This window comes from Verrucomicrobiia bacterium, from assembly GCA_036268055.1.
In the GTDB taxonomy this organism is placed as follows: Bacteria; Verrucomicrobiota; Verrucomicrobiia; order Limisphaerales; family Pedosphaeraceae; genus DATAUW01.
In genome coordinates this window covers 25746-49215 of sequence record DATAUW010000002.1, presented here as the reverse complement: position 1 = coordinate 49215, position 23470 = coordinate 25746, and the positions used below count along the sequence as shown (strand labels likewise).

General features: G+C 55.2%; 18 protein-coding genes. 10 read left to right on the top strand and 8 right to left on the bottom strand.

The features are described from left to right. The first annotated feature begins 158 nt into the window (after window positions 1–158). From VH413_01120 to VH413_01110, 3 genes are read left to right on the top strand one after another with little or no spacing between them, the layout of a single operon-like run. A complete protein-coding gene (locus VH413_01120) occupies window positions 159–785 on the top strand; it encodes a hypothetical protein (protein ID HEX3797272.1) in 627 nt (208 codons plus the stop codon). Next, the gene (locus VH413_01115; GenBank protein HEX3797271.1) at window positions 782–2326 is read left to right on the top strand and encodes a flippase activity-associated protein Agl23; all 1545 of its coding nucleotides are present in this window, start codon (window positions 782–784) and stop codon (window positions 2324–2326) included. The genes VH413_01120 and VH413_01115 overlap by 4 nt, the downstream gene beginning before the upstream one ends. A 34-nt stretch (window positions 2327–2360) precedes the next feature. Then, window positions 2361–2771, top strand: a complete 411-nt coding sequence (locus VH413_01110) for a hypothetical protein (protein HEX3797270.1) — start codon at window positions 2361–2363, stop codon at window positions 2769–2771. On the opposite strand, the gene VH413_01105 is transcribed toward VH413_01110, so the two are convergent. The 5 genes from VH413_01105 to pgsA all read right to left on the bottom strand — a co-directional run bounded on the left by VH413_01105 (window position 2768) and on the right by pgsA (window position 8737). After that, complete coding sequence (locus VH413_01105; GenBank protein ID HEX3797269.1) at window positions 2768–3898, bottom strand: RsmB/NOP family class I SAM-dependent RNA methyltransferase; 1131 nt, start codon at window positions 3896–3898, stop codon at window positions 2768–2770. The genes VH413_01110 and VH413_01105 overlap by 4 nt on opposite strands. A gap of 63 nt (window positions 3899–3961) precedes the next feature. After that, the gene (locus VH413_01100) at window positions 3962–6796 is read right to left on the bottom strand and encodes an aconitate hydratase (protein HEX3797268.1); all 2835 of its coding nucleotides are present in this window, start codon (window positions 6794–6796) and stop codon (window positions 3962–3964) included. 167 nt (window positions 6797–6963) lie between these two features. Next, window positions 6964–7443, bottom strand: coding sequence for a redoxin domain-containing protein (locus VH413_01095; GenBank protein HEX3797267.1), 480 nt, complete (start codon window positions 7441–7443; stop codon window positions 6964–6966). Between the two features lie 150 nt (window positions 7444–7593). Then, a complete protein-coding gene (gene bcp / locus VH413_01090) occupies window positions 7594–8067 on the bottom strand; it encodes a thioredoxin-dependent thiol peroxidase (GenBank protein ID HEX3797266.1) in 474 nt (157 codons plus the stop codon). Window positions 8068–8149: 82 nt separating this feature from the next. Further along, on the bottom strand, window positions 8150–8737 hold the full coding sequence (gene pgsA, locus VH413_01085; protein HEX3797265.1) for a CDP-diacylglycerol--glycerol-3-phosphate 3-phosphatidyltransferase: 588 nt from the start codon (window positions 8735–8737) through the stop codon (window positions 8150–8152). A 226-nt stretch (window positions 8738–8963) separates the two neighbouring features. Here pgsA and VH413_01080 point away from each other — a divergent pair, with 226 nt between their 5' ends. Next, the gene (locus tag VH413_01080; GenBank protein HEX3797264.1) at window positions 8964–10154 is read left to right on the top strand and encodes a 5-(carboxyamino)imidazole ribonucleotide synthase; all 1191 of its coding nucleotides are present in this window, start codon (window positions 8964–8966) and stop codon (window positions 10152–10154) included. A 29-nt stretch (window positions 10155–10183) separates the two neighbouring features. Further along, window positions 10184–10642, top strand: coding sequence for a 5-(carboxyamino)imidazole ribonucleotide mutase (gene purE, locus VH413_01075; GenBank protein ID HEX3797263.1), 459 nt, complete (start codon window positions 10184–10186; stop codon window positions 10640–10642). 151 nt (window positions 10643–10793) lie between these two features. Here the strand turns inward: purE and VH413_01070 are convergent, their stop codons facing one another. The 3 genes from VH413_01070 to VH413_01060 form a co-directional block, all read right to left on the bottom strand. Next, window positions 10794–13247 carry a hypothetical protein gene (locus tag VH413_01070; protein HEX3797262.1) on the bottom strand — a complete coding sequence of 818 codons (2454 nt, stop codon included), beginning with the start codon at window positions 13245–13247 and terminating at the stop codon, window positions 10794–10796. Window positions 13248–13514: 267 nt separating this feature from the next. After that, a complete protein-coding gene (locus VH413_01065) occupies window positions 13515–14861 on the bottom strand; it encodes a glutamate--tRNA ligase family protein (protein HEX3797261.1) in 1347 nt (448 codons plus the stop codon). A gap of 343 nt (window positions 14862–15204) precedes the next feature. Beyond that, window positions 15205–16287 carry a hypothetical protein gene (locus VH413_01060; protein HEX3797260.1) on the bottom strand — a complete coding sequence of 361 codons (1083 nt, stop codon included), beginning with the start codon at window positions 16285–16287 and terminating at the stop codon, window positions 15205–15207. Window positions 16288–16354: 67 nt separating this feature from the next. Between VH413_01060 and VH413_01055 the strand changes: the two genes are divergently transcribed. The 5 genes from VH413_01055 (at window position 16355) to VH413_01035 (ending at window position 23464) form a co-directional block, all read left to right on the top strand. Then, complete coding sequence (locus VH413_01055; protein HEX3797259.1) at window positions 16355–16516, top strand: hypothetical protein; 162 nt, start codon at window positions 16355–16357, stop codon at window positions 16514–16516. A gap of 383 nt (window positions 16517–16899) precedes the next feature. Further along, window positions 16900–17199 carry a hypothetical protein gene (locus VH413_01050; GenBank protein HEX3797258.1) on the top strand — a complete coding sequence of 100 codons (300 nt, stop codon included), beginning with the start codon at window positions 16900–16902 and terminating at the stop codon, window positions 17197–17199. A gap of 41 nt (window positions 17200–17240) precedes the next feature. Continuing rightward, window positions 17241–18722, top strand: coding sequence for a circularly permuted type 2 ATP-grasp protein (locus VH413_01045; GenBank protein HEX3797257.1), 1482 nt, complete (start codon window positions 17241–17243; stop codon window positions 18720–18722). Further along, window positions 18722–19705 (top strand): alpha-E domain-containing protein, encoded by a 984-nt coding sequence (locus VH413_01040; GenBank protein ID HEX3797256.1) that lies wholly within the window; start codon window positions 18722–18724, stop codon window positions 19703–19705. The genes VH413_01045 and VH413_01040 overlap by 1 nt, the downstream gene beginning before the upstream one ends. A 387-nt stretch (window positions 19706–20092) precedes the next feature. After that, window positions 20093–23464 carry a transglutaminase family protein gene (locus VH413_01035; GenBank protein HEX3797255.1) on the top strand — a complete coding sequence of 1124 codons (3372 nt, stop codon included), beginning with the start codon at window positions 20093–20095 and terminating at the stop codon, window positions 23462–23464. Window positions 23465–23470 lie beyond the last annotated feature (6 nt).

The following is a 23470-nucleotide window of genomic DNA, read 5'->3' as shown; positions in this document are numbered from 1 at the left end:
AACAATCATTTTCGCGGTAGCAAAGACGGCTTGTCACCGCGCGAGGTTGCGTTAATGATTAATCAATGACCAAAAGTTTCTCTGAAATTTGCCATCGAAGCAGAGGCCGCGCCGCATTTACGGCTGCCATTTTGTTCGTTGCTAGTTTGCTTGGAGCAGTGAATTTATTGGCCGATGATTCGAATGAACTCGTGCCGCTCAAGCCCAAATTGCCCGCCGCGGCCTTCGTCGGCACCCCCAAGGATATACCCCCTGGTTCGATCATTGAACCCTCGGTGGATAAATCCAAGCCGCCGCTGAGGATTCCGAAAGACGCTGTAAACATTGCGCCGTCCGCGCAAATCACGACGAGCGATGCCAACGCCAAACCGGATGCGTTGCGCAAAATCACCGATGGCATCAAGGAAGCCGACGACGCCAATCTCGTCCTGTTGCGCAAAGGAGTGCAATATATCCAATTTGATTTTGGCAGCCCGCAACAGATTTTCGCGCTGGTCATCTGGCACGCGTATGACACACCGAAAGTTTATCACGGCGTGGTGGTGCAACTCGCGGACGATGCCGGCTTCACCAAAAATGTCCGCACGATATTCAACAATGACGCGGCCAACGCCGATGGTCGCGGCGCGGGCACGGACCACGAATATTTTGAATCGTTTGAAGGCAAAACCATTAACGCAAAAGGTGAGAATGCGCGTTATGTCCGCCTCTATACCAAGGGCAGCACGGACGGCTCCTTCAACGAATACACCGAAGTGGAAATTTACGGGCGGCCGATGAAATGAGCCGGGCGCTGATTTTTGGCCTGCTGCTCGCCCTCGCGGCTGCGCTTGCGTTGCGATGTCCCCAGCTCGACATCCGCCCGATGCACAACGACGAGGCGGTCAATGCCATCAAACTTCGCACGCTCTGGGAACAAGGCTCTTATAAATACGACCCGCAGGAATATCACGGCCCCACGCTGATCTATCTTACGTTCGCGTGGATGAAACTCATCGGGCCCGTGCAATTCGCTCACTTCGACGAGATTCAACTGCGCCTTATCACAGTTATTTTCGGCGTGGGATTAATCTTGTTTCTGCCTCTTATATCCGATGCGCTAGGCCGCGGCGCGATCGTCTGCGCGGCAATATTGATTGCGGTATCGCCCGCGATGGTTTTCTACAGCCGCTATTTTATCCACGAAATGTTGCTGGTGGCTTTTACATTTCTCACCATCGCGGCGGGATGGCGTTATACGCGCAATCGAAAACCCGGTTGGGCCGTGCTTGCCGGTGTGTCAATCGGCTTAATGCAAGCGACCAAGGAAACTTTTGTGCTCTCAATCGCCGCCGCGGTCGCCGCCATTTTTCTAAATAAACTTTGCAATCGCGACCCCAACGAAACTGCAAATGTGTTTTCACTCAATCGCCAGCACCTTATCGCCGCCATTGCCGCGTGGTTCATCACGGTGATTGTTCTATTTACTTCTTTCTTCACCAACGCTCGTGGCCCGCTTGATGCCGTGCTCACTTATTTTCCCTGGCTGCATCGCGTCGAAGGCGCGTCGCCGCATCTTCATCCGTGGGATTATTATTTGTCGCGGCTCATTTATTTTCATTCGGGCAGAGGTCCGGTTTGGAGTGAAGCGCTCGTTTTGATTTTGGCCATCGTCGGCATCATCGCGGCTTTCAATCCCAAAAGCCGTCTCGAAGGCAATCGCAAGTTCATTCGCTTCATCGCGCTTTACACTATTATCCTCACGGCGATTTACAGTGCCATCAGCTACAAGACGCCGTGGTGTCTGCTCAGTTTTTGGCAGGGGATGATTCTGCTCGCGGGCGTTGGCGCGATGGCGCTGATCAATCTCGGCTCACAATTCATTTGGAAAATTCCCGTGAGTTGCGTCCTGCTCGCGTTGACCGTGCAACTCGCGTATCAAGCGTGGCAAGTGAGCGTGCCCTACGCGTCGAACATCCATAATCCTTATATCTACGCGCAAACTTCGGACGACATTCTCAACCTTGTCGAGCGGCTTGATAAACTGGCACCGACCGATGCGCAAAAAAATTCCTTTGTGATCAAAGTCATGGCGCCCGACAGCGAATACTGGCCCCTCCCCTGGTATTTGCGGCAATTCAAGCAAGTCGGTTTCTGGCCGCGCGTTCCCGCTGATCCCTATTCCGATGCCATGATCGTCTCCACGGCTTTTCAAGCCAATCTCGACCAGAAAAAAACGCATATCATGGCCGGCCTTTTTGAATTACGGCCGCAAACTTTTTTCGAGCTATACGTTGAAACGAATGCCTGGACGACTTACGTAAACGGCGCACAGCGGAGCCAGTGATTCTTGGCATCACGCATGCTGATTTTGTTTCCGTATGAAAAAAGCAATCGCAGTAGTCGCCATTCTTTGCATTTTAGCCGGGGGCGGCTGGGCCTTTCAGTCCTGGAGCACCTGGCGCGTGAACGCCCGGACCGCGCAGTTTAACGAAGACGTGGACAACCTCTTTTTCGCCTTGCAACAATACAAGGAACGCGTCGGTTCCTATCCCGTCGGCAACAACGCCGAGGTCGCCAAGGCGCTCATGGGCAACAACTCCAAAAACCTGATCATCCTCGTTGGCCGCAAGCAGGATCTCGATTCCAAGGGCCAGTTCGTTGACCCGTGGGGCACGCCGTTGCGCATCTATTTTGCCGGTGAAGGCATCCTCGTCCGGTCCGCCGGCCCGAACAAACGCTTCGACGACAGCACTGTCCTAAATCCAGACGATTACTATCGTTCAAATTAGACACGCGTCTTTTCCCAGCCGCAAATAAACATGCCGTTGCCCTGGATGGTCTGCGGCCAAAGCCATAAACGCTCCGCCGCTGGTTCGTCAGGCGTGAGTGGATTTAAAAAATTTAACGGTTTCAATTCCGCAAAGCGTTTCATGATCGCATCTGCCACGCGCGTAGTCTCCGATTCCGTCAGCGTGCAGACGGAATAAATCAAACGTCCGCCTGGCTTCAACGCTGCGATCGCGTTAGCCACCAACTGTTCCTGCAATGCACTCAACTCGTGCACGTCCTTGAGTGTCGTCGTCCAGCGCGCTTGTGGATTTCGCTGCCACGTTCCCAGTCCGCTGCACGGTGCGTCCACCAAAATTCCGTCGAATTTCGTTTTCGTCGGCAGTTTTGCGCCGCCGTCCCACAACGCCGCTCGATAATTAAAAGCCTTCGCCCGCGCCGCGCGGCGTTTCAATTTCTTCAAGCGCCAGTCCGCGCGATCGCTTGCCCAAAGCAGTCCCTTGCCCCGCATTAAATCACAAAGATGCAGCGCTTTGCCGCCCTCGCCCGCGCAGGCGTCCCACCATGTTTCGTTTGGCTGCGGATTGCACACAAGCCCGACGGCTTGCGAACTGATGTCCTGCAATTCGAATTCGCCTGCATAAAATTCCGCCGTGCGAAACAAGTCCTCCCTGCCCTCGTAACTGATCGCGTCGGTTGGAAATCTCTCGCCGCCGATCCAGCATTCGCCCAATTTTTCTGCGAGCGCGCGGCCGGTTCCTAATTTCGCGCGCAGCCAAAGTTTCGGATGCAACTGCAAAGCGCGCAGCCATTCCGGGGAATATTTTACCTCGGCCTTCACCCAACCGGGAATCGCGCGTTGCAATTCGGGCGCGGAAATCTCATCAGACTTTTTTTGAAAATCGCGGTCGCGTTCGACCGCCTCCACAATTTGTTCCGACACCTTGGCGTTCGGATTGAGCCAGCCAAGCCAGCGATAATACGCAAACACCGCCTCACTCGCCGCTGCACCGTCATTTCGCGAAATCCCTCGCGCGCTTTTTAACTCCGTGCGCAACACTCCATCCGCCGGACGCTCTCGATTCGACTTCGCAATGACCCGCTCCGCAATTTGGATGGCTTGGCTCATATATTTTCAAGTCATCCCGCGCATCAAAACTGCGCGCGAGTCGAAATCGAAAATCGAAAATTACTAGGCCACCAACTGCCTCAGCACATAGGGCAAAATTCCACCGTGCTGGTAGTAATCAATCTCAATCGGCGTATCAATCCGGCAGCGCGCCACGATATTTTCCACTTTACCATCCGCGCGCGTGATGCGCACAGTGAGGTCCTGTTGCGGCTTCAAATGCGCGTCGAGCCCGAGCACGTCGTAAGTTTCCGTGCCGTCCAGCTTCAATGTCTGCGCGGTCGTGCCTTCCTTGAATTGCAATGGCAATACCCCCATGCCCACGAGGTTCGACCGATGGATGCGCTCGAAGCTCTGCGCGATGACCACTTTCACGCCGAGCAGATTCGTCCCCTTCGCCGCCCAATCGCGCGAACTGCCTGTGCCGTATTCCTGCCCGGCCAGCACGATCAACGGCACATGGTTCGCCGCGTATTTCATCGCCGCGTCAAAAATGCTGATGACCTCGCCCGTCGCCGGCGCCTTGGTCACGCCGCCTTCCACGCCCGGCACCATGAGGTTTTTAATTCGCACATTCGCGAACGTCCCGCGAGTCATGACGCGGTCATTGCCGCGGCGCGATCCGTAGCTGTTGAAGTCCGCGTAATCCACGCCGTTCTCCAGCAAATACTTTCCAGCGGGCGAAGTTTTTTTGATGCTGCCGGCTGGCGAAATGTGATCCGTCGTCACGCTGTCGCCAAAAATTCCCAATGCCTTAGCGCCCTTGATCTCGTGAATCTCGCCGGGCTGCAAACTGAAGTTCGTGAAAAACGGCGGCTCCTGGATGTAAGTGCTCTTGGTGTCCCACTCGTAAACATTTCCCGTGCTTGACGGAATCTCGTTCCACTTGGGATTTTGTCCCGCGAAATCGCGATACAATTTCTGGAATACTTCCGGCTTCAACGCCGCCTGCATTTCATCGCGAATTTCCTTCAGCGACGGCCAGATGTCCTTGAGAAAAACTTCCTTTCCATCTTTGCCTTTGCCAATCGGCTCGCTATTCAAGTCAATGTCCACACGGCCCGCCAAGGCGAACGCCACCACCAGCGGCGGCGACATCAAAAAGTTTGCCTTGATGTTTTGATGCACGCGCGCCTCAAAATTGCGATTGCCGGAAAGCACGGAAGCCGCCACCAAATCATTTTTGATAATTGCTTCTTCAATCGGCGCAGCCAGGGGTCCGGAATTTCCAATACACGTCGTGCAGCCATAACCAACCAGATTAAATCCGAGCTGGTCGAGATACGGTTGCAAGCCGGTCTTGTTCAAATAATCCGTCACCACGCGCGAGCCCGGCGCGAGCGAGGACTTCACCGCCGGGTTCGGTTGCAACCCGCGCTCGACCGCCTTCTTCGCGAGCAAACCCGCTGCGAGCATCACGCTTGGATTCGACGTATTTGTGCAACTCGTGATCGCCGCGATCAATACGCTGCCGTGCCCGATATGCGCCTCCACTTTCGGAAAGGCCGATGCCGGCAAGCTCTCCGCCGGGTCCGGCGCGGGATGCTGGTCGCGCATCTCCGATTCGCTCTTGGAAAGTTGCGCCGTATCCAATCCGTAGGTGTGATCAATTTTCTCGCCGATGGGTGCGCCGGTATCCACCGTCACGCGCAACTTCAAATCATCCGGCTTTTTTCCAAATCCATTTTCCGCGACCGGCTTGGAAAACGCGCCGAGAAATTCCTGCTTCATCTTCGGCAATTCGATGCGGTCTTGCGGACGCTTCGGCCCCGCGACGCTTGGCACGACGGCCGAAAGATCAAGTTCCACGTCCGTCGAATATTCGATGTCGCCCTTTTTCGGGATGCCGAACAATCCCTGCGCGCGATAATAATTTTCGTACATCTTGCACTGGAGTTCCGTGCGGCCGGTCGCGCGCAAATAATTCACGCACTCGCCGTCAATCGGGAAAAAGCCCATCGTCGCGCCATACTCCGGCGCCATGTTCGCAATCGTCGCGCGATCCACTACTGGCAATGCTGCCGCGCCGGGACCATAAAATTCCACAAATTTTCCGACGACTTTTGCCTTGCGCAAAAGTTGCGTCACCGTCAGCGCGAGGTCGGTCGCCGTCACGCCATCACGCAACGCCCCGGTCAGATGCACGCCCACCACATCCGGCGTCAGAAAATAAACCGGCTGCCCCAGCATGCCCGCTTCCGCTTCGATGCCGCCCACGCCCCAACCAACGATGCCGATGCCATTGATCATCGTCGTGTGCGAATCCGTGCCGACGAGCGTGTCGGGATAATAAACGCGATCCTTCGACGACAATACTCCCTGCGCGAGATATTCGAGGTTCACTTGATGCACAATGCCGATTCCCGGCGGCACCACCTTGAACGTCTCAAACGCCTGCATGCCCCATTTCAAAAATTGATAACGCTCGCGGTTGCGTTGAAACTCGATGTCCAAATTCCGTTGCAAGGAATCCGCCGTGCCCGCGAAATCCACCTGCACCGAATGATCCACGACCAAATCCACGGGCACCAGCGGCTCGATGATTTTTGGATTTTTGCCCATGCGCTCCACCGCCGAACGCATCGCCGCGAGATCCACCAAGAGCGGCACGCCCGTAAAGTCCTGCAAAACAATTCGCGCCACGATGAACGGAATTTCCTCAGTGCGCGCGCCTTTGGCCTGCCATTGCGCCAGTTCCTTAATATTTTTCTCGGCGACTTTTTTGCCATCGCAATTTCGCAACACCGCTTCGAGCACGATGCGGATGGACACCGGCAATTTGGAAATCGCGCCCACGCCCGCTTTTTCCAGCGCCGGGAGCGAGTAAAAAAATCCCTGCTGCCCATTGCCCAAATCAAATTGTTGCAACGAATTAAACAAATTATGCAATTTAGTCATATAATTATCCGGTCCATGTCAGGGCCTGCGAATTGTCGCCAAGAAAAATGCGGTTTGCCCGCCCCCCTGTCAAGCAAGGCGATGCGCCCGCGCGTACAAAACCTTCCCTGATTACGAAAAAGCGGACGGAAGTCGCCCTCCGTCCGCTTCTGAAAAACCTAACCGCGTTAATTCAACTTCGCCAATGTTTCCTTCACCGCATTGAAATTTGGCAAATCTTTTGGCGTCGCGGTTTTTTCGCTGTATTGGATGACGCCGTTTTTATCAATCACGAACGCCGCGCGCGCTGCTGTATCACCCACGCCCGCGAGCATCGGGAACAGCACATCATATTCTTTCGTCACGGATTTGTTTAGATCGCTCACCAGGGTGATGCCGATTTTTTCCTTCTGCGCCCACGCTTCCTGCGCAAACGGAGTATCCACACTGATGCCGATGACGTTTGCGTTCAGCCCCGTGTATTGACTCAGACCCGCGGTGATGTCGCACAACTCTGTCGTGCAAACACCCGTGAACGCCGCCGGGAAAAACAGCAACACCGTGTTTTTGGTGCCAAAATTGTTCGAGAGTTTCACATCCACCAGCCCGGTCGCTGTCTTGGATTTCAAAGAAAAATCGGGAGCCTTTGTCCCCACAGATAATGCCATAATATTATTTTGTTATTTGGTTAACTTGACCACTTCGAGCCGCAGTTATAATTGCCAGGCAAAGGAGTGTCAAACCGCGAGTAGCGGAAATCGCTTCACCAACCGCGTTCACACGCCGCATTTTCAAACTCCAAACTTGAAATTCTTTGATCAAAGCTCCGCCAACACTTCCGCCACATGCTCCGTCGGTTTCACCGCGGGCCAAATTTTTTTTATTTTTCCATCCGGCCCGATCAAAAATGTGACACGATACGTCCCGTTATATTTCCTGCCCATGAAAGTCTTCGGCCCCCACACGCCATAGGCATCCACGATTTTCTTGTCCTCGTCGGATACCAGCGTGAAGGGCAATTCAAACTTCTTCACAAATTTATCGTGCGACTTCACCGGGTCCGTGCTCACGCCGAAAACCACCGCGCCCTTCTTCTTGAAATCATCCCAGTTATCTCGAAACGCGCAGGCTTCCTTTGTGCAACCGGGCGTATCGTCCTTGGGGTAGAAGTATAAAATGACGTTCTGCCCTTTAAAATCCGCCAGCGAAATTTTTCCGCCGCCATTCGTCGCCGCCGAAAACGCCGGAGCTTTGTCCCCTTCTTTCAATTTCAAAACCGGTTCATTTGCCATATAAATTATTTTGTTCCATCAACTCCTTAACATCAATCTTTTCCCATTCGTGTTTAATCCGTGTTTCATCCGTGGCTGAAAATTATTTCTTGCCCTGCTCCGGCGATGGCAGACTTCTCGGACTCGCGCTCAACTGCCGCATTCCGTCCCACACATATAATAATCCCGATACGCCCGTCAGAATCGCCGCCGCGGCCGCCAAATATTCCGACCAGCGATCATTCCATTTCAACAGCCGCCATAACACCATCACCATTTGCAAGACCGTCGCGATCTTGCCCACCATTCGCGGGCGCACAATCACCTTCCCGCAAATCATCTGGATCAACACCATTCCCGCCACCAGCACCACATCGCGGCTGATGATCGTTCCCGTGACCCAAAGCGGAACCCGCGTCAGGGTGCAACTCCGCAAACTCAGCAACACCACCCCCGATACCAAAAGCAATTTGTCGCCCAGCGGATCGAGGATCGCGCCCAACTCACTTCGTTGATTGTAGCGCCGCGCGATATAGCCATCCACCCCGTCAAGGACCGCCGCAATCGCAAAGCACAATAGCCCGGCAAAGCGATGCACCTCATCGCCATTTTTAAAATAATAGAGCACCTGCACGATAAACACGGGCACCAGCAGAATCCGCACGATCGTGACTTTATTCGCCGTCGTCATGTCTCAGCTAGTCTTGACCCGTCGCGCCGATTGTCAAATCTTCTCCTCACCCGCAAAACTATTGGAGCGATCCTGTTTAATTTCCAATCGGTGTTTTTTCCGTGTTCAATCCGTGGCTGAAAGTTTTCTCCCGACGAACTCAAACCTTGAAACTTCCGCCTTTTCCCGCAAATCTTCGTCCGCCTGACGCGGAATATTTTTGCTGAATCACATGCGCGAGATTGCAATGCCTCAACCTGTCCTTGACCGCCTCCCGGCGCGGCGACCCAAAGCCGCGTCCACGCTTGGCATCATCGGCGGCGGCCAACTCGCGAAGATGCTGGCGCAATCCGCCACGCAATTCGGCTGCGACATCGTCATCCTCGAACGCAACGATCATAGCCCCGCCGCAAATCTCGCTGCCGAGACGGTCATCGGCGATTGGGACAATCCCGATTCTCTGCTCGTCCTTGGCTCGCTCGTGGATGTCGTCACGCTCGAAAATGAATTCGTGGATGCTGATAGCCTAGCGGCCCTCGAACAGTTTGGTCATCCGCTTTATCCCACGTCGCGCACCATCCGGCTCGTGCAGGACAAGCTCCTGCAAAAACAAGCCCTCGCCGATGCCGGTTTGCCGGTCCCCGCATTTCTCCCCGCCGATGACAAAGCCGCCGTGCTCGCTGCCGCGCAAAAATTAGGCTGGCCGTTGCTTCTGAAAAAACGCCGCAACGGTTACGATGGCAAAGGAAATTTCACGCTGCATTCGCCCGCCGATCTTGATTCCGCCTGGTCACAACTCGGCGGAGATAAGAACGCCCTTTTCGTCGAACAGTTTTGTCCGTTTGAGCGCGAGCTTGCCCAGATGATAACGCGCGGCCGCAACGGAGAAATCGCCTGCTACCCGGTGGTCGAGACCATCCAGCGCAATCATATCTGCCACGTCGTCAAAGCCCCTGCGCAAATTCCCGCTGAACTCGTCACGCGCGCCGGTAACCTCGCGCGCCGCGCGGTCGAAGCCGTCGGCACAGTGGGAACGATGGGCGTCGAAATGTTTTTCAAGATGTCCGGCGAAATTTTGATCAACGAACTCGCGCCGCGCGTTCATAACTCCGGCCATTACACCATTGAGGCGTGCGTTTGTTCGCAGTTTGAAAATCACATTCGCGCCGTGCTCGGCTGGCCGCTGGGCTCGACCGCCATGCGCGCGCCCGCTGCCGTGATGGTCAATCTTCTTGGCGCATCGAAAGGCTCTGGTGCGCCGCACGGCTTGGCTGACGCGCTCGCCGTGCCTGGCGCGCATCCGCACATTTACGGCAAATCGCTTAGCGCACCCGGCCGCAAGATGGGGCATTTAACCGCGCTCGGCCAAACCATGGATGAAGCCCTCGCCACCGCTCAACGCGCCGCGGGTTTCATCCGCTTCGGAGACAATTCTTGAAAAAATCCGCACCACTCGTCGGCATCATCATGGGCAGCGATTCCGATTGGCCCACGCTCAAGGCCGCCGCCGATGCCTGCGCCGAATTCGGCGTGCCCCACGAAACCCGCGTCGTCTCCGCCCATCGCACGCCCGACGACATGGCCCGCTATGCCCGCACCGCGCACAAGCGCGGCCTGCGGGTCATCATCGCCGGAGCCGGTGGTGCAGCGCATCTGCCAGGAATGGTCGCGAGTCACACCCCCCTGCCCGTCATCGGCGTGCCCATCGAAAGCAAGGCATTAAAAGGTCTCGACTCACTTCTCTCCATTGTGCAAATGCCTGCCGGAGTTCCCGTCGCCACCGTTGCCATCGGCAACGGCCGCAACGCCGGTCTTCTCGCGGTGAAAATACTCGCCACCTCCGACCTCAAACTTCAATCCGCCATCTTAAAATTCAAATCCCGCATGGCCCGTGAATCCCGCGCCAAAAACAAAAATTTAAAATGAACTTCTCATTGGGAAGATGAGCGTTCCGCGAGCGCTCATATTCTCGGATCACTTCGCCCCCAATCCAAGTTCCGCTTCACTACGCGCTAAGAACCGTATGAAACATTATCGTTTAGTTTGGCGCGGTGCGGCCTGAGTGAAGGGCGAAAGGTCATGGTTGGGTTCCGGTCGGAGGCTGGTTCGTTTCGAATCTGATTTCTGACCAGCAGGTCAGGTCCCATTGGGGATTGGAATTGGTAGCAGAAATGGAACGGAACACAATTGTTTCATCGTTCTGAGCCGGGAGAGGAACAGAGAAATGTTTCAGGCCGCGGTCTTCCGCGCGGATTCGTGGTGAAAGGAATTGACTATAGAGTAGATGGGAGGCGCCATCCCTAGTAACTTCTTCAACCCGAAACTCGGCACCCTCGGTCGAGCCTTGCACGTAGGCAGGCTCGGCAAATCCGAAATTTCCCGTAATAGTTCGTGCGTCCTGGGGAACCTTAAAAACCATGTAGCCACCGGGGCGCAGCAAAAGCGCAGGGCTGCCGCCGACGGCGGCGATGCCAGGCGGACCGGCGGGAGATACAATTTGCGGCATCATTTGAAAGCCCGGCAATTTCAACCGGGCCATTTCTGCCGGAACGCTGCGCCCGAGTTTGGATTTGATTTGATAAATTTTATAATCGAAATCTTCGCGCCAGAAATTTTCGGCGCGCCTTTCCACCTCGATCGCGAAGGCTCCGGGACGGTGAATGTTTTCACCCGTGTATAAATCCACCACGTCGGAATCGCGGAGCAAAAATGGACTTGCGAGGAAGCCGGCGGCAAGCATGGGCGCGGGCGCGCGAAATGTGGCTGGTTGCGACGCGGGCTGACTTCCCCAGACGCTCAAATAAATTTCCGACGGTTTAAAGAAGAGTTTCCGCAGACGGCCGCGCAAGGTTGGCTGCATCGAGATCTCCATCCAGAGATCGGTGTTGCTGTACTCGCTCAGACTAATGGCTTCGCCGATGTGGCCGGTGCCTTCCTTGAGCAACGACATTTCAGGAGTGTTGGATTGGCTGCGCTTGAGCAGCAGGAAGCGGCCTTCGCATTCGATCGGCGCGTAGTTGATGAGCAAATCGCGCAGGACATACGCGTCTTCCAACGGAGGAAAACGGGCATCAATCGCTTCAAGATTAAATAATACAAATTCCGGCGCCGCCGGGGAATTGTATAGATTTTCGTTCACCTTCATCAGGGATGAATTATAAGTCGAGTAGCTTTGGAAATCGGGGCGCGGGCGGTAATTTAGGCCATTGAAGAGCGCGTAGGATTGATATTCGCCGAACACATCCACCGTAGCCTGACCGACGATTTGGCGGATGCGCGGCAACTGCGCGCCATTGCGTTCTGCGTCGAGCGACTGGTTCATGCGGGCGAGGTAGGCGGAGGGATTCAACAGTGTCTTGATGTTGTCGGAGAGAAGATGAAAATCGGTGGAAACGAAATCTCCAAAATATCCTGGCGTCAGCGTGGTCATTAAAATACCGGCGGCGAGGCAACAAACCAGGGCGCAACCGCGTGCCCAAAGCCGGGCTGCCTTGAATGGGCTTGGGAGGATGTCCAATGCGAGCACGGTCACTGGCACGGACGTTGCGAACAGATCCATTTTGTGACGGATGAAACCGTGTTTCCAAAACAGAAACGTGAAACAAGCCACCCAGCCGAAAAGCAGCGTCGGGCGTAATCCGGGCCGGCGAACGGTTTTGTCATAAGCGGCGATGGAATAGATGAGCGCAGTCGCCAGCGCGAGCGTCATCATGATAATGCCGGGGGTCCAGATTTCGGAAGGCGTTTTCCATCCCATGGTTTCCTCATAACCAAACGAGAGTGCCAGCGAGTTTTTGAAATAAGCGCCCAATATCAGCGGGCTTTGACGCAACAAAATCCATCCAAGGAACGAGGACAAAACGTAACCAACCACGATGCCAATTCCCCACTTTCGCCGTCCGCGCAACGCAAGATGCCAAGCGACGACCGCGACGGTCATAGTCGCGAGCAAGAAGAACGTGAACTTTCCCAGCGAGCCAATGGTTGCGATGGCGATGAGACCGATGGCAAATACGCCTTTGTTTTGGTCTGGTTCAACCAGGTTCAGCATGGCCCAGCAAAATAAGCCCACTTCCAATAAAGGCTCGATTCGGTTGGCGTGAACGGTTGCGGGCAGCAGAATGAAGACTCCGAGGAAAATACATCTCCACGCAAGTCTCATTCGCCAGGCAACGAGACAAACGCCGTAGGCGATTCCGAAACCGCGCAGGAAGGCGAAAAATATTCGCAGTCCCTCACCCGGTCCCGCGAACCATTCCTGCTCGAGAAAACCCAGCGGACCGTAGGTATAGACGATGTCCGTTCCGAACTGCAGGTTCTTTTGATGCGCAAAATTCAGCACGTAACCCCAGGCGGCATCCAGGCCGGCATTTACCACTTCGCGGGGGATTCTGGTGATCAGGAACGTCAGCAGAAAAGCCGCGACGAGCGGTCCCAAGTTATTTGCGGGATCCGTTTGGGCCGGTTCGCGCTTTTGAGACGGGACAGCCTTGGGCTCTTTTTGCGGCTTCGAGTGGGAGCGCTTGGCCATAGAGATCAGTTCACAAATTTTCTGCGGCGCGCATCATCCGACCCGGAATACCATACACTCGTGGGCATCGGCCTTGGGCGGGCCTAATTTGAAAATGTGATAGAGTTCGGGAACCACGGCCATGACTTTTTGATTGTCGGTGTAGATTCAGAAGCAACGTCGGAAGAAAGGCAAATGTTTTCAAGCCGCGCATTGAGTCGGTGGGCTATTTCAACTGTGACGTGGTGGCGCGATGCTGCCGCTCCACCACCGCAGTCTCGCATGGACTTACCCCATCATCCCCAATACCCAATCAAACCGCGCCACCACCCGCTCTTTTCCCAGTACCTCCATCAAGTGATACAAGCTCGGTCCGACCGTTCGCCCGGTGCATGCCAGTCGCGTTGGATGCACCAGCACGCCGATGCCCACTCCGAGTTGGCCCGCCACTTCCTTCGTCGTCCGGTTCAATGTGTCCGAGTCAAACTTCAGCAACATGGAGAGCGCATCGCGCAAATGTTTCAGCTTCGGTTTCAATTCGGCGGGGAAATCTTTTTTCAACATTTCCGCGTCCAATTCAATCACGTCCTTGAAATAAAAATCCGCAAACGTGGGCACTTCGGAAAATAATTTCACCTTCGCCTTGCACGTATCGAGCGCTGCCTTCACATAATCCAGCGGATACTTGTTCGTATCAATTCCGAGGCGCCCCAGCGCGTGCACCGCCAATTCGTGAAACCGGTCCAGCGTCATCTCACGAATGTATTCGCCGTTGAGCCAGTGCAATTTATTCAGATCGAATCGGGAATTGTGACGCAAAATTTGTGGTAGATCAAAAAGCTCGACGACTTCCTTGATCGGCACTTTCTCGCGATTGCCCTTGGGTGACCACCCCAGCAGCGACAAATAATTCACCACCGCTTCGGGCGCGTAACCTTCGTCCAGATACGTCATCAGTGAAGCGCCCTTATCGCGCTTGCTCATCTTCGACCCGTCAATATTCAAAATAAGCGGAATGTGCGCATACTTCGGCGGCTCGATGCCGAACGCACGGAACAACGCAATGTGCTTCGCGGTGTTGCTCAAATGATCTTCGCCGCGGATTACGTGCGTGATGCCCATTTCCAAATCATCAATGACGTTCACGAGATGAAACACCGGCTGACCATCCGAGCGCACGATCACAAAATCCGGGTCGAGTTTTTCACGGTCGGTCAATTCACGCGTCACATTTCCCACGACCAAATCCGGGATGACGACCGGTTCGCGCTGCATCCTGAATTTCACCGCGCCTTCGTGCTCGTACGCGAGTCCGTGCGACAACAATGCCTCCACACGCAATTTATAATTCTCGCTTCGCTGGCTCTGAAAATACGGCCCGCGATCCCCCTTGCTCGGCCCGGTCACGTCGCCGCTGATCGGGCCTTCGTCCCAATCGAGTCCCAGCCAGCGCAAGCCGTTCAGGATGACATCCACCGCCTCCTGTGAGTTGCGCGCCGCGTCAGTGTCTTCGACGCGCAATACAAATGTCCCGCCCGTATGCCGCGCATACAGCCAGTTGAACAACGCCGTTCGCGCGCCGCCGATGTGCAAAAAACCCGTCGGACTCGGAGCAAATCTTACCCGTACTTTCATATTGAATATAAAATTTCCAAAATCAAATTCTCCCCACCCTAATGCGTCTCCGCCCAGACTGGCAAGTGTTACTCAATGCTCTTTTTTCAGCCACAGAGTAAACGCGGCAGAGAGTTTTCAGTTTCAAGTTTTCAGTTTTCAGTTCAAAAGGAAAAAGGCGTTAGGCTGAATCGAATGCTTGAAACGATTGGCTCGAAAACTTTGCATTAGCTTTTAGCAATACGCGTCAAAGTCTGTTTTACGTTCGATTTCGGGTTTATTCGTGTTCAATCTGTGGTCAAAAAAATCGCGGGCAGAACGAACGTCCTGCCCGCGTGTTCACACTACGGACTGAATTAGCCGATTAATTCGAGCGAGAATAATCGCGTGATTGCCGACGCGAATTTCCGCGCGACGATCCGCGTTGACGCTGATCGTAGCTTTGATATTCACGGCCGGGCTGCTCGGTGCTTTCGTTTTCAAAACGATCCCACTCTTCGCGTTCGCGGTCGGGTCGTCCGGAAGAACTCACGTTGCCGGGACGGTCATATTCCTGGGAATCATCCCAGTCGCTCGAACCGGAGTAAGCGCGCGCGTAATCGGAATTCTGGAAGCGATCCTGGTCGTATTGTTCCTGAGTCTGATTGCGCGAGCGACGGCGACTGCCTTGCTGATCTGCATGAGTTTCATTCCAATCGCGCCCGCTGCCCGAACGCGATGAGGATTGATAATCGTTTGGTTGATCGTAGCGTCCGGCGGCGTCATCCCAATCGCGGTTCTGCGATTCCGAGCGACGATTGCGCGGTTGCGAATTTTGACCAGATTGTTGATTCCGGTTGGAACTTTGAGAACCCTGGTTGAAGCCTGGGCCCCAATCCGATTCCTCGTTATATCCGCGACTCTGTGAGCCCTGATTGCGCTCACGGTTTTGTGAACGCGAATTTCCCGAATCATACTCGTCGTTTTGACCGGTGTTCCGCCAATTCTGCGAGCCCTGGGAATTCTGCGAATGTCCGCGGCCTTCACGATTGAAATTACTTCCGCGTCCGTAACTTCCTCCGCGCTGGCTGCTCTGGCCGTAATTGCGCTGGTCATCCCAATTTTCATTTTGCGATCCATAGGAAGAAGTGCCGGAGTTCTCGCGATCCTGCCGGTCATAATAATCCTGTCCGCGATATTGCGAAGAGGATTGCGAACCCCCGTTGCCCGCGCGCCCTTGCCGGCGGTTGTTGCCCTGCCGACTGCCCGTCTCTTCATAACGGCTGCGTTCATCACGCTCCTGATTCGAGAGACGCCCGCCGTTGCCGTAGCGTTCAGACCAATCATCCGAACTTTGTCCCCAGTTCGAGGATTGGCTTTCGCGCCGGCGGTTGTCTTGATTTTCAAAGCGGTCATTGTAATCGCTTCCGCGATTTCCATTTCGGCCTCGCTGCTGTTGATTCGACATATTTGATCTTTCTGTTTGTGCTTTCTGGTTTTTCTTTCCCCTGGAAGCGCCCGAACGGGATGCTCCTTTGGAAAATTTTGCGCTCGAACCTTTCGCACTTGCCTTGGAACCCGTGTGCTTCGTTTGGCTCGAAGAATTTTTCGCTTTGCTGGACGCCGCTTTCGACCCGGTCGCAGACTTCGCGCTGGTGATTTTGCTTTTATTGTTGGTGGACGCCGTTGCGTTTTGAAAACGCGACGCCGTATCCGTGGATGTATCGGTTTGATTTGGGGTCGTCATATTTTTTTGGTTTTTGTTAATGGGCCAGCTTTATTTAGCAACGCCCATGCCCGCAAAAAACATTTTGATGGCGACAGATTGTCGCGCGGACTCAAAATTTTAACCCCCTCATTTCCAAAATCTTTAAACCATTACGCCTCTGCTTAAACAAAACGGCTCGCAAAATTCCATAAAGCAATTTGCCTTTCGGTTCGCAAATCGCGCACAAAATCGCGATTTTCTGTCCTCCTTCGTGCACCCAAACGATCAAACTGGATTTTAGTGCGACAATTCCGCACTCCACACTCCGCATTCCGCACTGTCCCTGTTTTCTTTTGAACATGGCGCAAATTTATGACCATCTTTCCGGCAATTTATTTGCTGTCGCTTTCAGAAATGACTATGCTCCCGGGTATGGAAAATGCCCGCCACTGCATGCCTGGGATGGTTTGCGGCAATGTTCATCGCGTCAGTCGGGCCGTGGCACTTGAAATGCTCAATGGCCTTGAGTTCCTGGCTCGCGAAACTCTTATGACGGAAGCGTTAAACCTGGCTGAATCCACATCGTGTCGGCGTTTTTTTGAGCGCCTTGCCGCTTCTCCTTCGATGCGGGCGAGTCGTGTCCAAACTCTGGCGACCCGCCTCCACCGATGAATTATTTTCACGAATACGATTGCGGCGGTTTTTTTGATGAAATGTTCTGCAAGAATGGCCAACCACGCGCCGCCGCAAAGCCTCTTGCTCGCAACATCGAATCACTTCCTCCCGGCGAATTGCTCAACCGCCAGCTTGCCGCCGACCGTGCGTTGATTCAGGCCGGCATCACTTTTAATGTTTACGGCGAAAGCGCCGGCGTGGAAAAGACTTTGCCCTTCGACCTGGTCCCGCGAATCGTGGATGCCACCGAATGGCAGCGTATTGAACGCGGCCTCACCCAGCGCATCCGCGCGCTGAACCTGTTCATTGACGATCTTTATCACGACCGCAAGATCATCAAGGACGGCGCGGTTCCCATGGACATCATCTCGTCGTCCAAAGGTTTTCGCGAACAATGCGTCGGCATTAATCCGCCGCGCGACATCTGGTGTCACATCACCGGCACGGACCTTGTTCGTCACAGCGACGGCAATATTTACGTTCTCGAAGACAATCTTCGCTGTCCATCCGGCGTTTCCTACGTATTGGAAAATCGGCGGTTGATGAAAAGTCTTTTTCCGCAAGTCTTCGCCGCGTCGCACATTCGGCCCGTCTCGAATTATCCCATTCGACTGCGGGACATGCTCGAATATCTCGCGCCTGACGCCTCGAGTTCTCCGCGCGTGGTTGTGCTGACGCCGGGCGTTTTCAATTCCGCTTACTTTGAGCATTCGTTTCTCGCGCAACAAATGGGCGTGGAACTCGTCGAAGGCAGCGACCTCGTCGTGTCGGAAGGTTACGTCTGGATGCGCACGACGAACGGCTTCGAGCGCGTGGATGTCATCTACCGCCGAGTGGATGATGACTTTCTTGACCCTGAGGCGTTCCGCGCGGATTCCATGCTTGGCGTGCCGGGCCTGATGAGTGTTTACAAATCCGGCAACGTCGCTCTCGCCAATGCCCCCGGCACCGGCGTCGCCGATGACAAAGTCGTTTACGCTTACGTCCCGCGCATCATCAAATATTATCTGGGCGAAGATATTATTCTTCCCAATGTGCCCACCTATATTTGCGCCGAGGAAAAAGATTTGAAATACGTGCTCGAACATCTGCCCGAACTGGTCGTTAAAGCCGCCAACGAATCCGGCGGTTACGGCATGCTCATCGGTCCGCACGCAACGAAGGAAGATCACGCGGAATTCGCCAAGCGAATTGTGGCCAATCCGCGCAACTACATCGCCCAGCCGACGCTGGCGCTTTCGCGCGTCCCCACGCTGGTGGACGGCAGCCTCGCTGGCCGTCATGTGGATCTCCGGCCATATATATTATATGGCAAAGATATTTTCGTACTGCCGGGCGGCCTTACTCGCGTCGCGCTCAAGAAAGGTTCGCTGGTTGTGAATTCCTCCCAGGGCGGCGGCAGCAAAGATACCTGGGTGCTGGCCGACAGTCCCATATCCCACGAGACCGATACTCATAAAGACACTCAGCCCCAGCCTCAAACCCAAAGCCAATCCCAGGTGGCAGGAGCGAATGCCTGATGCTCAGCCGCGTCGCCGATTCAATTTACTGGATGAGCCGCTATGTCGAGCGCGCGGAAAATGTCGCGCGCTTTGTGGACGTCAATTTGAATCTCATGCTGGACTCCGGCAATGCGGATCAGCAATGGGAACCGCTCGTCAATATCACCGGCGATCATGAATCTTTCGGTGAGCGTTACAAAGGCGCGGCCACGCAGGAAAACGTCATCCAGTTTTTGACTTTCGATCGTGATAATCCCAATTCGATCATTTCCTGCCTTCGCGCTGCGCGGGAAAATGCGCATTCCGTCCGAGAAATCATCTCGTCGGAAATGTGGCTGCAACTGAACACATTTTTTTTGATGGTTAATTCCGCCGCCACCAGCGGCAAGGGGTTTTATTCGCCCAACGAATTTTTTTCCGAGGTCAAACTCGCGAGCCATCTTTTCAGCGGCATCACCGATGCCACCATGACTCACGGCGAAGGCTGGCACTTTGGCCGGCTTGGGCGACTGCTTGAGCGCGCCGATAAAACTTCCCGCATTCTCGACGTAAAATATTTTATTCTGCTTCGCTCCGTGCAGGACGTCGGCACGCCGCTGGACGAGGTGCAATGGATCGCCGTGTTGCGTTCGGCCAGCGCGTTTGAGATGTATCGCAAATGCCACGGTCGCATCTCGCCGCAGGCGATTGCCGAATTTCTTTTGCTCAACCCCGAGTTCCCGCGCGCGATTCGCTTTTGCCTCAGCACCGCCCGCGATTCGCTCCACGCCATTTCCGGCACACCCATCGGCACGTACCGCAAGCCTGCTGAAAAATTGCTTGGCCAGATTTGCTCCGACCTTGCCTACGCGAACATGGACGAAATCATGAACAGCGGTCTCCACGAATATCTCGACGCGCTGCAAACCAACATGAACCTCGCGAGTACCGGCATCTACGAGCGCTTCCTCGCCAAGCGCATGCCCGAAGCCAAAACTCCCGTCAAAGAGCGTGTGCAATGAACTCAAATCGCGCGAGCATCCCTGCCCCCGAGCGCGAAGACCTTGCTAACTCTCAATGCACACGAATCTCCCAAAACAATCGAACCCTCAATCTTCTCCTTATCCATAAATGGGGTGAACGGGACCACCTCTCCCCAACCCTCTCCCCCGCAAGCGGCGGAGAGGGAGAAGACTCCAGCAGGTGGCTTAGACGTATAAATCACAAGCTGTTGGCGCTCGTGAAATCTCATTTCGTAATTAAGCGAGGACAGAAATGGGATGAAGAAAAACTCATTTCTTTCATTATCTCGCCATTCTTTCCTCCTCTGCGCCTCTGCGCCTCTGCGCCTCTGCGTCAAAATCAACGTCCCATACCACGGCGCACAAAAACCATCTCGCCACCGACTCATGCCCATACACGTCGCGCTTAATCATCGCACCCATTATTTGTACGACCGCCCGGTCGCGCATTCGCCGCACGTCATCCGCCTACGACCCGCGCCGCATTGCCGCACGCCCATTCTCAGTTACTCGCAAAAAATTCTTCCCGAGAAACATTTTCTCAACTGGCAGCAGGACCCCTTCAGCAATTACCTCGCGCGCCTCACCATTCCTGATAAAGCCACGGAATTCCTCGTTGAAATTGATCTCATCGCCGAGATGGCGGTTTACAATCCGTTCGATTTTTTCCTCGAACCGTCTGCTGAAAAATATCCGTTTCAATATGAGCCCGCCCTAAAAAAGGAACTCGGCCCGTTCATCAAAAAGCGGACGCCCGGGCCCTTTCTCGCGGAATATCTTCAGACCGTGGATGTGTCGGAAGCGCGCACGATTGATTTCCTGGTCAAGATCAACCAAAAGCTCTGGCGCGACATCAAGTATCTCATCCGCATGGAATCGGGCGTGCAAAAGCCCGAGACGACTTTGCAACTCCGCTCGGGTTCCTGCCGCGATTCCGCGTGGCTATTCGTCCACATCCTTCGCCAACTCGGCCTCGCTGCGCGTTTCGTTTCCGGCTACCTGATTCAACTCAAGCCCGACGTCAAATCGCTCGACGGCCCATCCGGTTCGGAAATTGATTTCACTGACCTGCACGCGTGGACGGAAGTTTATCTTCCTGGCGCCGGCTGGATCGGTCTTGATCCCACGTCGGGACTCTTCGCCGGGGAAGGGCACATTCCCCTCGCCTGTTCGCCCAAGCCCACTGGCGCGGCGCCCGTGAGCGGCGCGATAGACAAATGCAAAACCAAATTTTCCCACGAGATGTCCGTGCGGCGCATCTACGAATCGCCGCGCGTCACGAAGCCTTATACCGAGGAACAATGGATTGAGATCGAATCGCTTGGGCACAAGATTGACGCCGACCTGAAAAAGAATGATGTGCGCTTGACGATGGGCGGCGAGCCGACGTTCATTTCCATTGATGACATGGACGGCGAGGAATGGAACTTCACCGCCGTCGGCCCGAACAAACGCCGTCTTTCCGGCGAACTCATCCGGCGGCTCAAAACCAAATTTGCTCCCGGCGGTTTACTACACTACGGCCAGGGCAAATGGTATCCCGGCGAATCGCTTCCGCGCTGGGCGCTGGGTTGTTACTGGCGCAAGGACGGCCAAAAAATCTGGCACGACGATTCACTCTTCGCCAACGAAACCGAAAAATACGGCCACACCGAGGCCGACGCCCAGCGCTTTATCCACCAGCTCGCGCGCGTCCTCGAAATCAAGCCGCGCCACGCCATCCCCGCCTACGAAGATGCCTGGTATTATATGTGGCGCGAACGCCGTTTGCCCACGAACGTGGACCCGCTGAAGTCACGTCTCGACGACAAGGAAGAACGCGCCCGGCTCGCAAAAGTTTTTAATCAAGGCCTGAACAAAGTCGCCGGCTACATTCTCCCGCTCGCGCGCGAATTCACCGACCGCCCACGTTGGAAAAGTGGCACGTTATTCCTGCGCCCCGAGCATCTCTTTTTGCTCCCCGGCGATTCGCCCATCGGTCTGCGGCTCCCGCTCGATTCCATGCCGTGGGTTTCGCGCTCGGATTATCCCTACATCCATCCGCCCGACCCGCTCGATAAGCTTCCGCCATTACCCGTGCCCGGCCAGACTCGTCGCGGCGAAACCACGCGCGCGGCGGTAACTCAGCAGTTCATTACCAGTGTGGGAGAGCGAGCGTCCACGCGAGGCCAAATATCCGACGCCAGTAGTCACTCCGAACGCCCGCCTACCCCGCAGGAATCCGCCGCCGGCGTCGTGCGCACCGCGCTTTGCGTCGAGCCGCGCGAAGGCCGCCTGCACATCTTCATGCCGCCGGTGCGCACCACGGAAGATTATCTCGACCTCATCAGCGCTCTGGAAGAAACCGCGACTGAACTCAAACTGCCCATCATCATCGAAGGCAGCGCGCCACCGCACGATCATCGCCTGAATAACATCAAGGTCACGCCCGACCCCGGCGTTATCGAAGTCAATCTTCATCCCGCCGCAAGCTGGGATGAACTTGTCACCAACACCACCACGCTTTACGACGAAGCGCGTCTGTCGCGGCTCGGCACGGAAAAATTTCTCATTGATGGCCGCCACGTCGGCACCGGCGGCGGCAATCATATTGTCATCGGCGGACCGACTGCGCCCGACAGTCCGATTCTGCGCCGTCCCGATGTCCTGGCTAGCCTCGTGCGTTTTTGGCAGAATCATCCGTCGCTCTCGTTTCTCTTTAGCGGCCTGTTCATCGGCCCGACCAGTCAGCATCCGCGCATTGACGAGGCCCGCAACGATTCGCTTTACGAACTCGAACTTGCGTTCAAGCAACTGCCCAAGGCCGCCGCGAATTGTCCGCCGTGGCTGGTGGACCGGCTGTTCCGCCATCTGCTGGTTGATCCGACTGGCAACACTCATCGCGCCGAGTTCTGCATAGATAAACTTTATTCGCCCGATTCCAGCACCGGCCGCCTGGGCCTGGTCGAATTGCGCGCGTTTGAAATGCCGCCGCACGAACGCATGAGCCTCACGCAGCAACTTTTATTGCGCGCTCTCATCTCGCGTTTTTGGAGCAAGCCTTATGAGCAAGACCTTGTTCGCTGGGGCACGGAACTTCATGATCGTTTTATGTTGCCGCACTTCATCGAGCAGGATTTTCGCGACGTGGTTGAAGACCTGCAAGGCAATGGCTATCCGATCAAGCCCGAATGGTTCGCGCCGCATCTTGAATTTCGTTTTCCCGTCTATGGCGACATCACGCAACAGGGCGTCAATCTCGAAGTCCGCCAGGCACTCGAACCGTGGCACGTTCTTGGCGAAGAAGGCGCAGCGGGCGGCGCGGTTCGTTACGTGGATTCCTCGCTCGAACGCCTGCAAGTGAAGGTTGAGGGCATGATTGATTCGCGCCATCGCCTGGCCTGCAATGGCCGTCCCGTTCCGCTGCATCCGACGGGAACCGAAGGCGAGTATGTCGCCGGTGTCCGCTTTCGCGCGTGGCAGCCACCCGAATGCCTCCACCCGACCATTGGCGTCCATGCCCCAGTGACCTTTGATCTGGTGGATAATTGGAACGAACGCTCCATCGGTGGTTGCACGTATCACGTCAGCCATTCCGGCGGTCTCAGTCATAGCAAGCTGCCGGTGAATTCCTACGAAGCTGAAAGCCGCCGGCTTGCGCGCTTTTTGAAGTTCGGCCATACGCCGGGGAAATTGAAAATTCCCGCCGCCACGCCCAACGCGGAGTTCCCTTTCACATTGGATTTACGTTGCACCTCATCGCCCGCTCGCAAACAATAGCGCCGT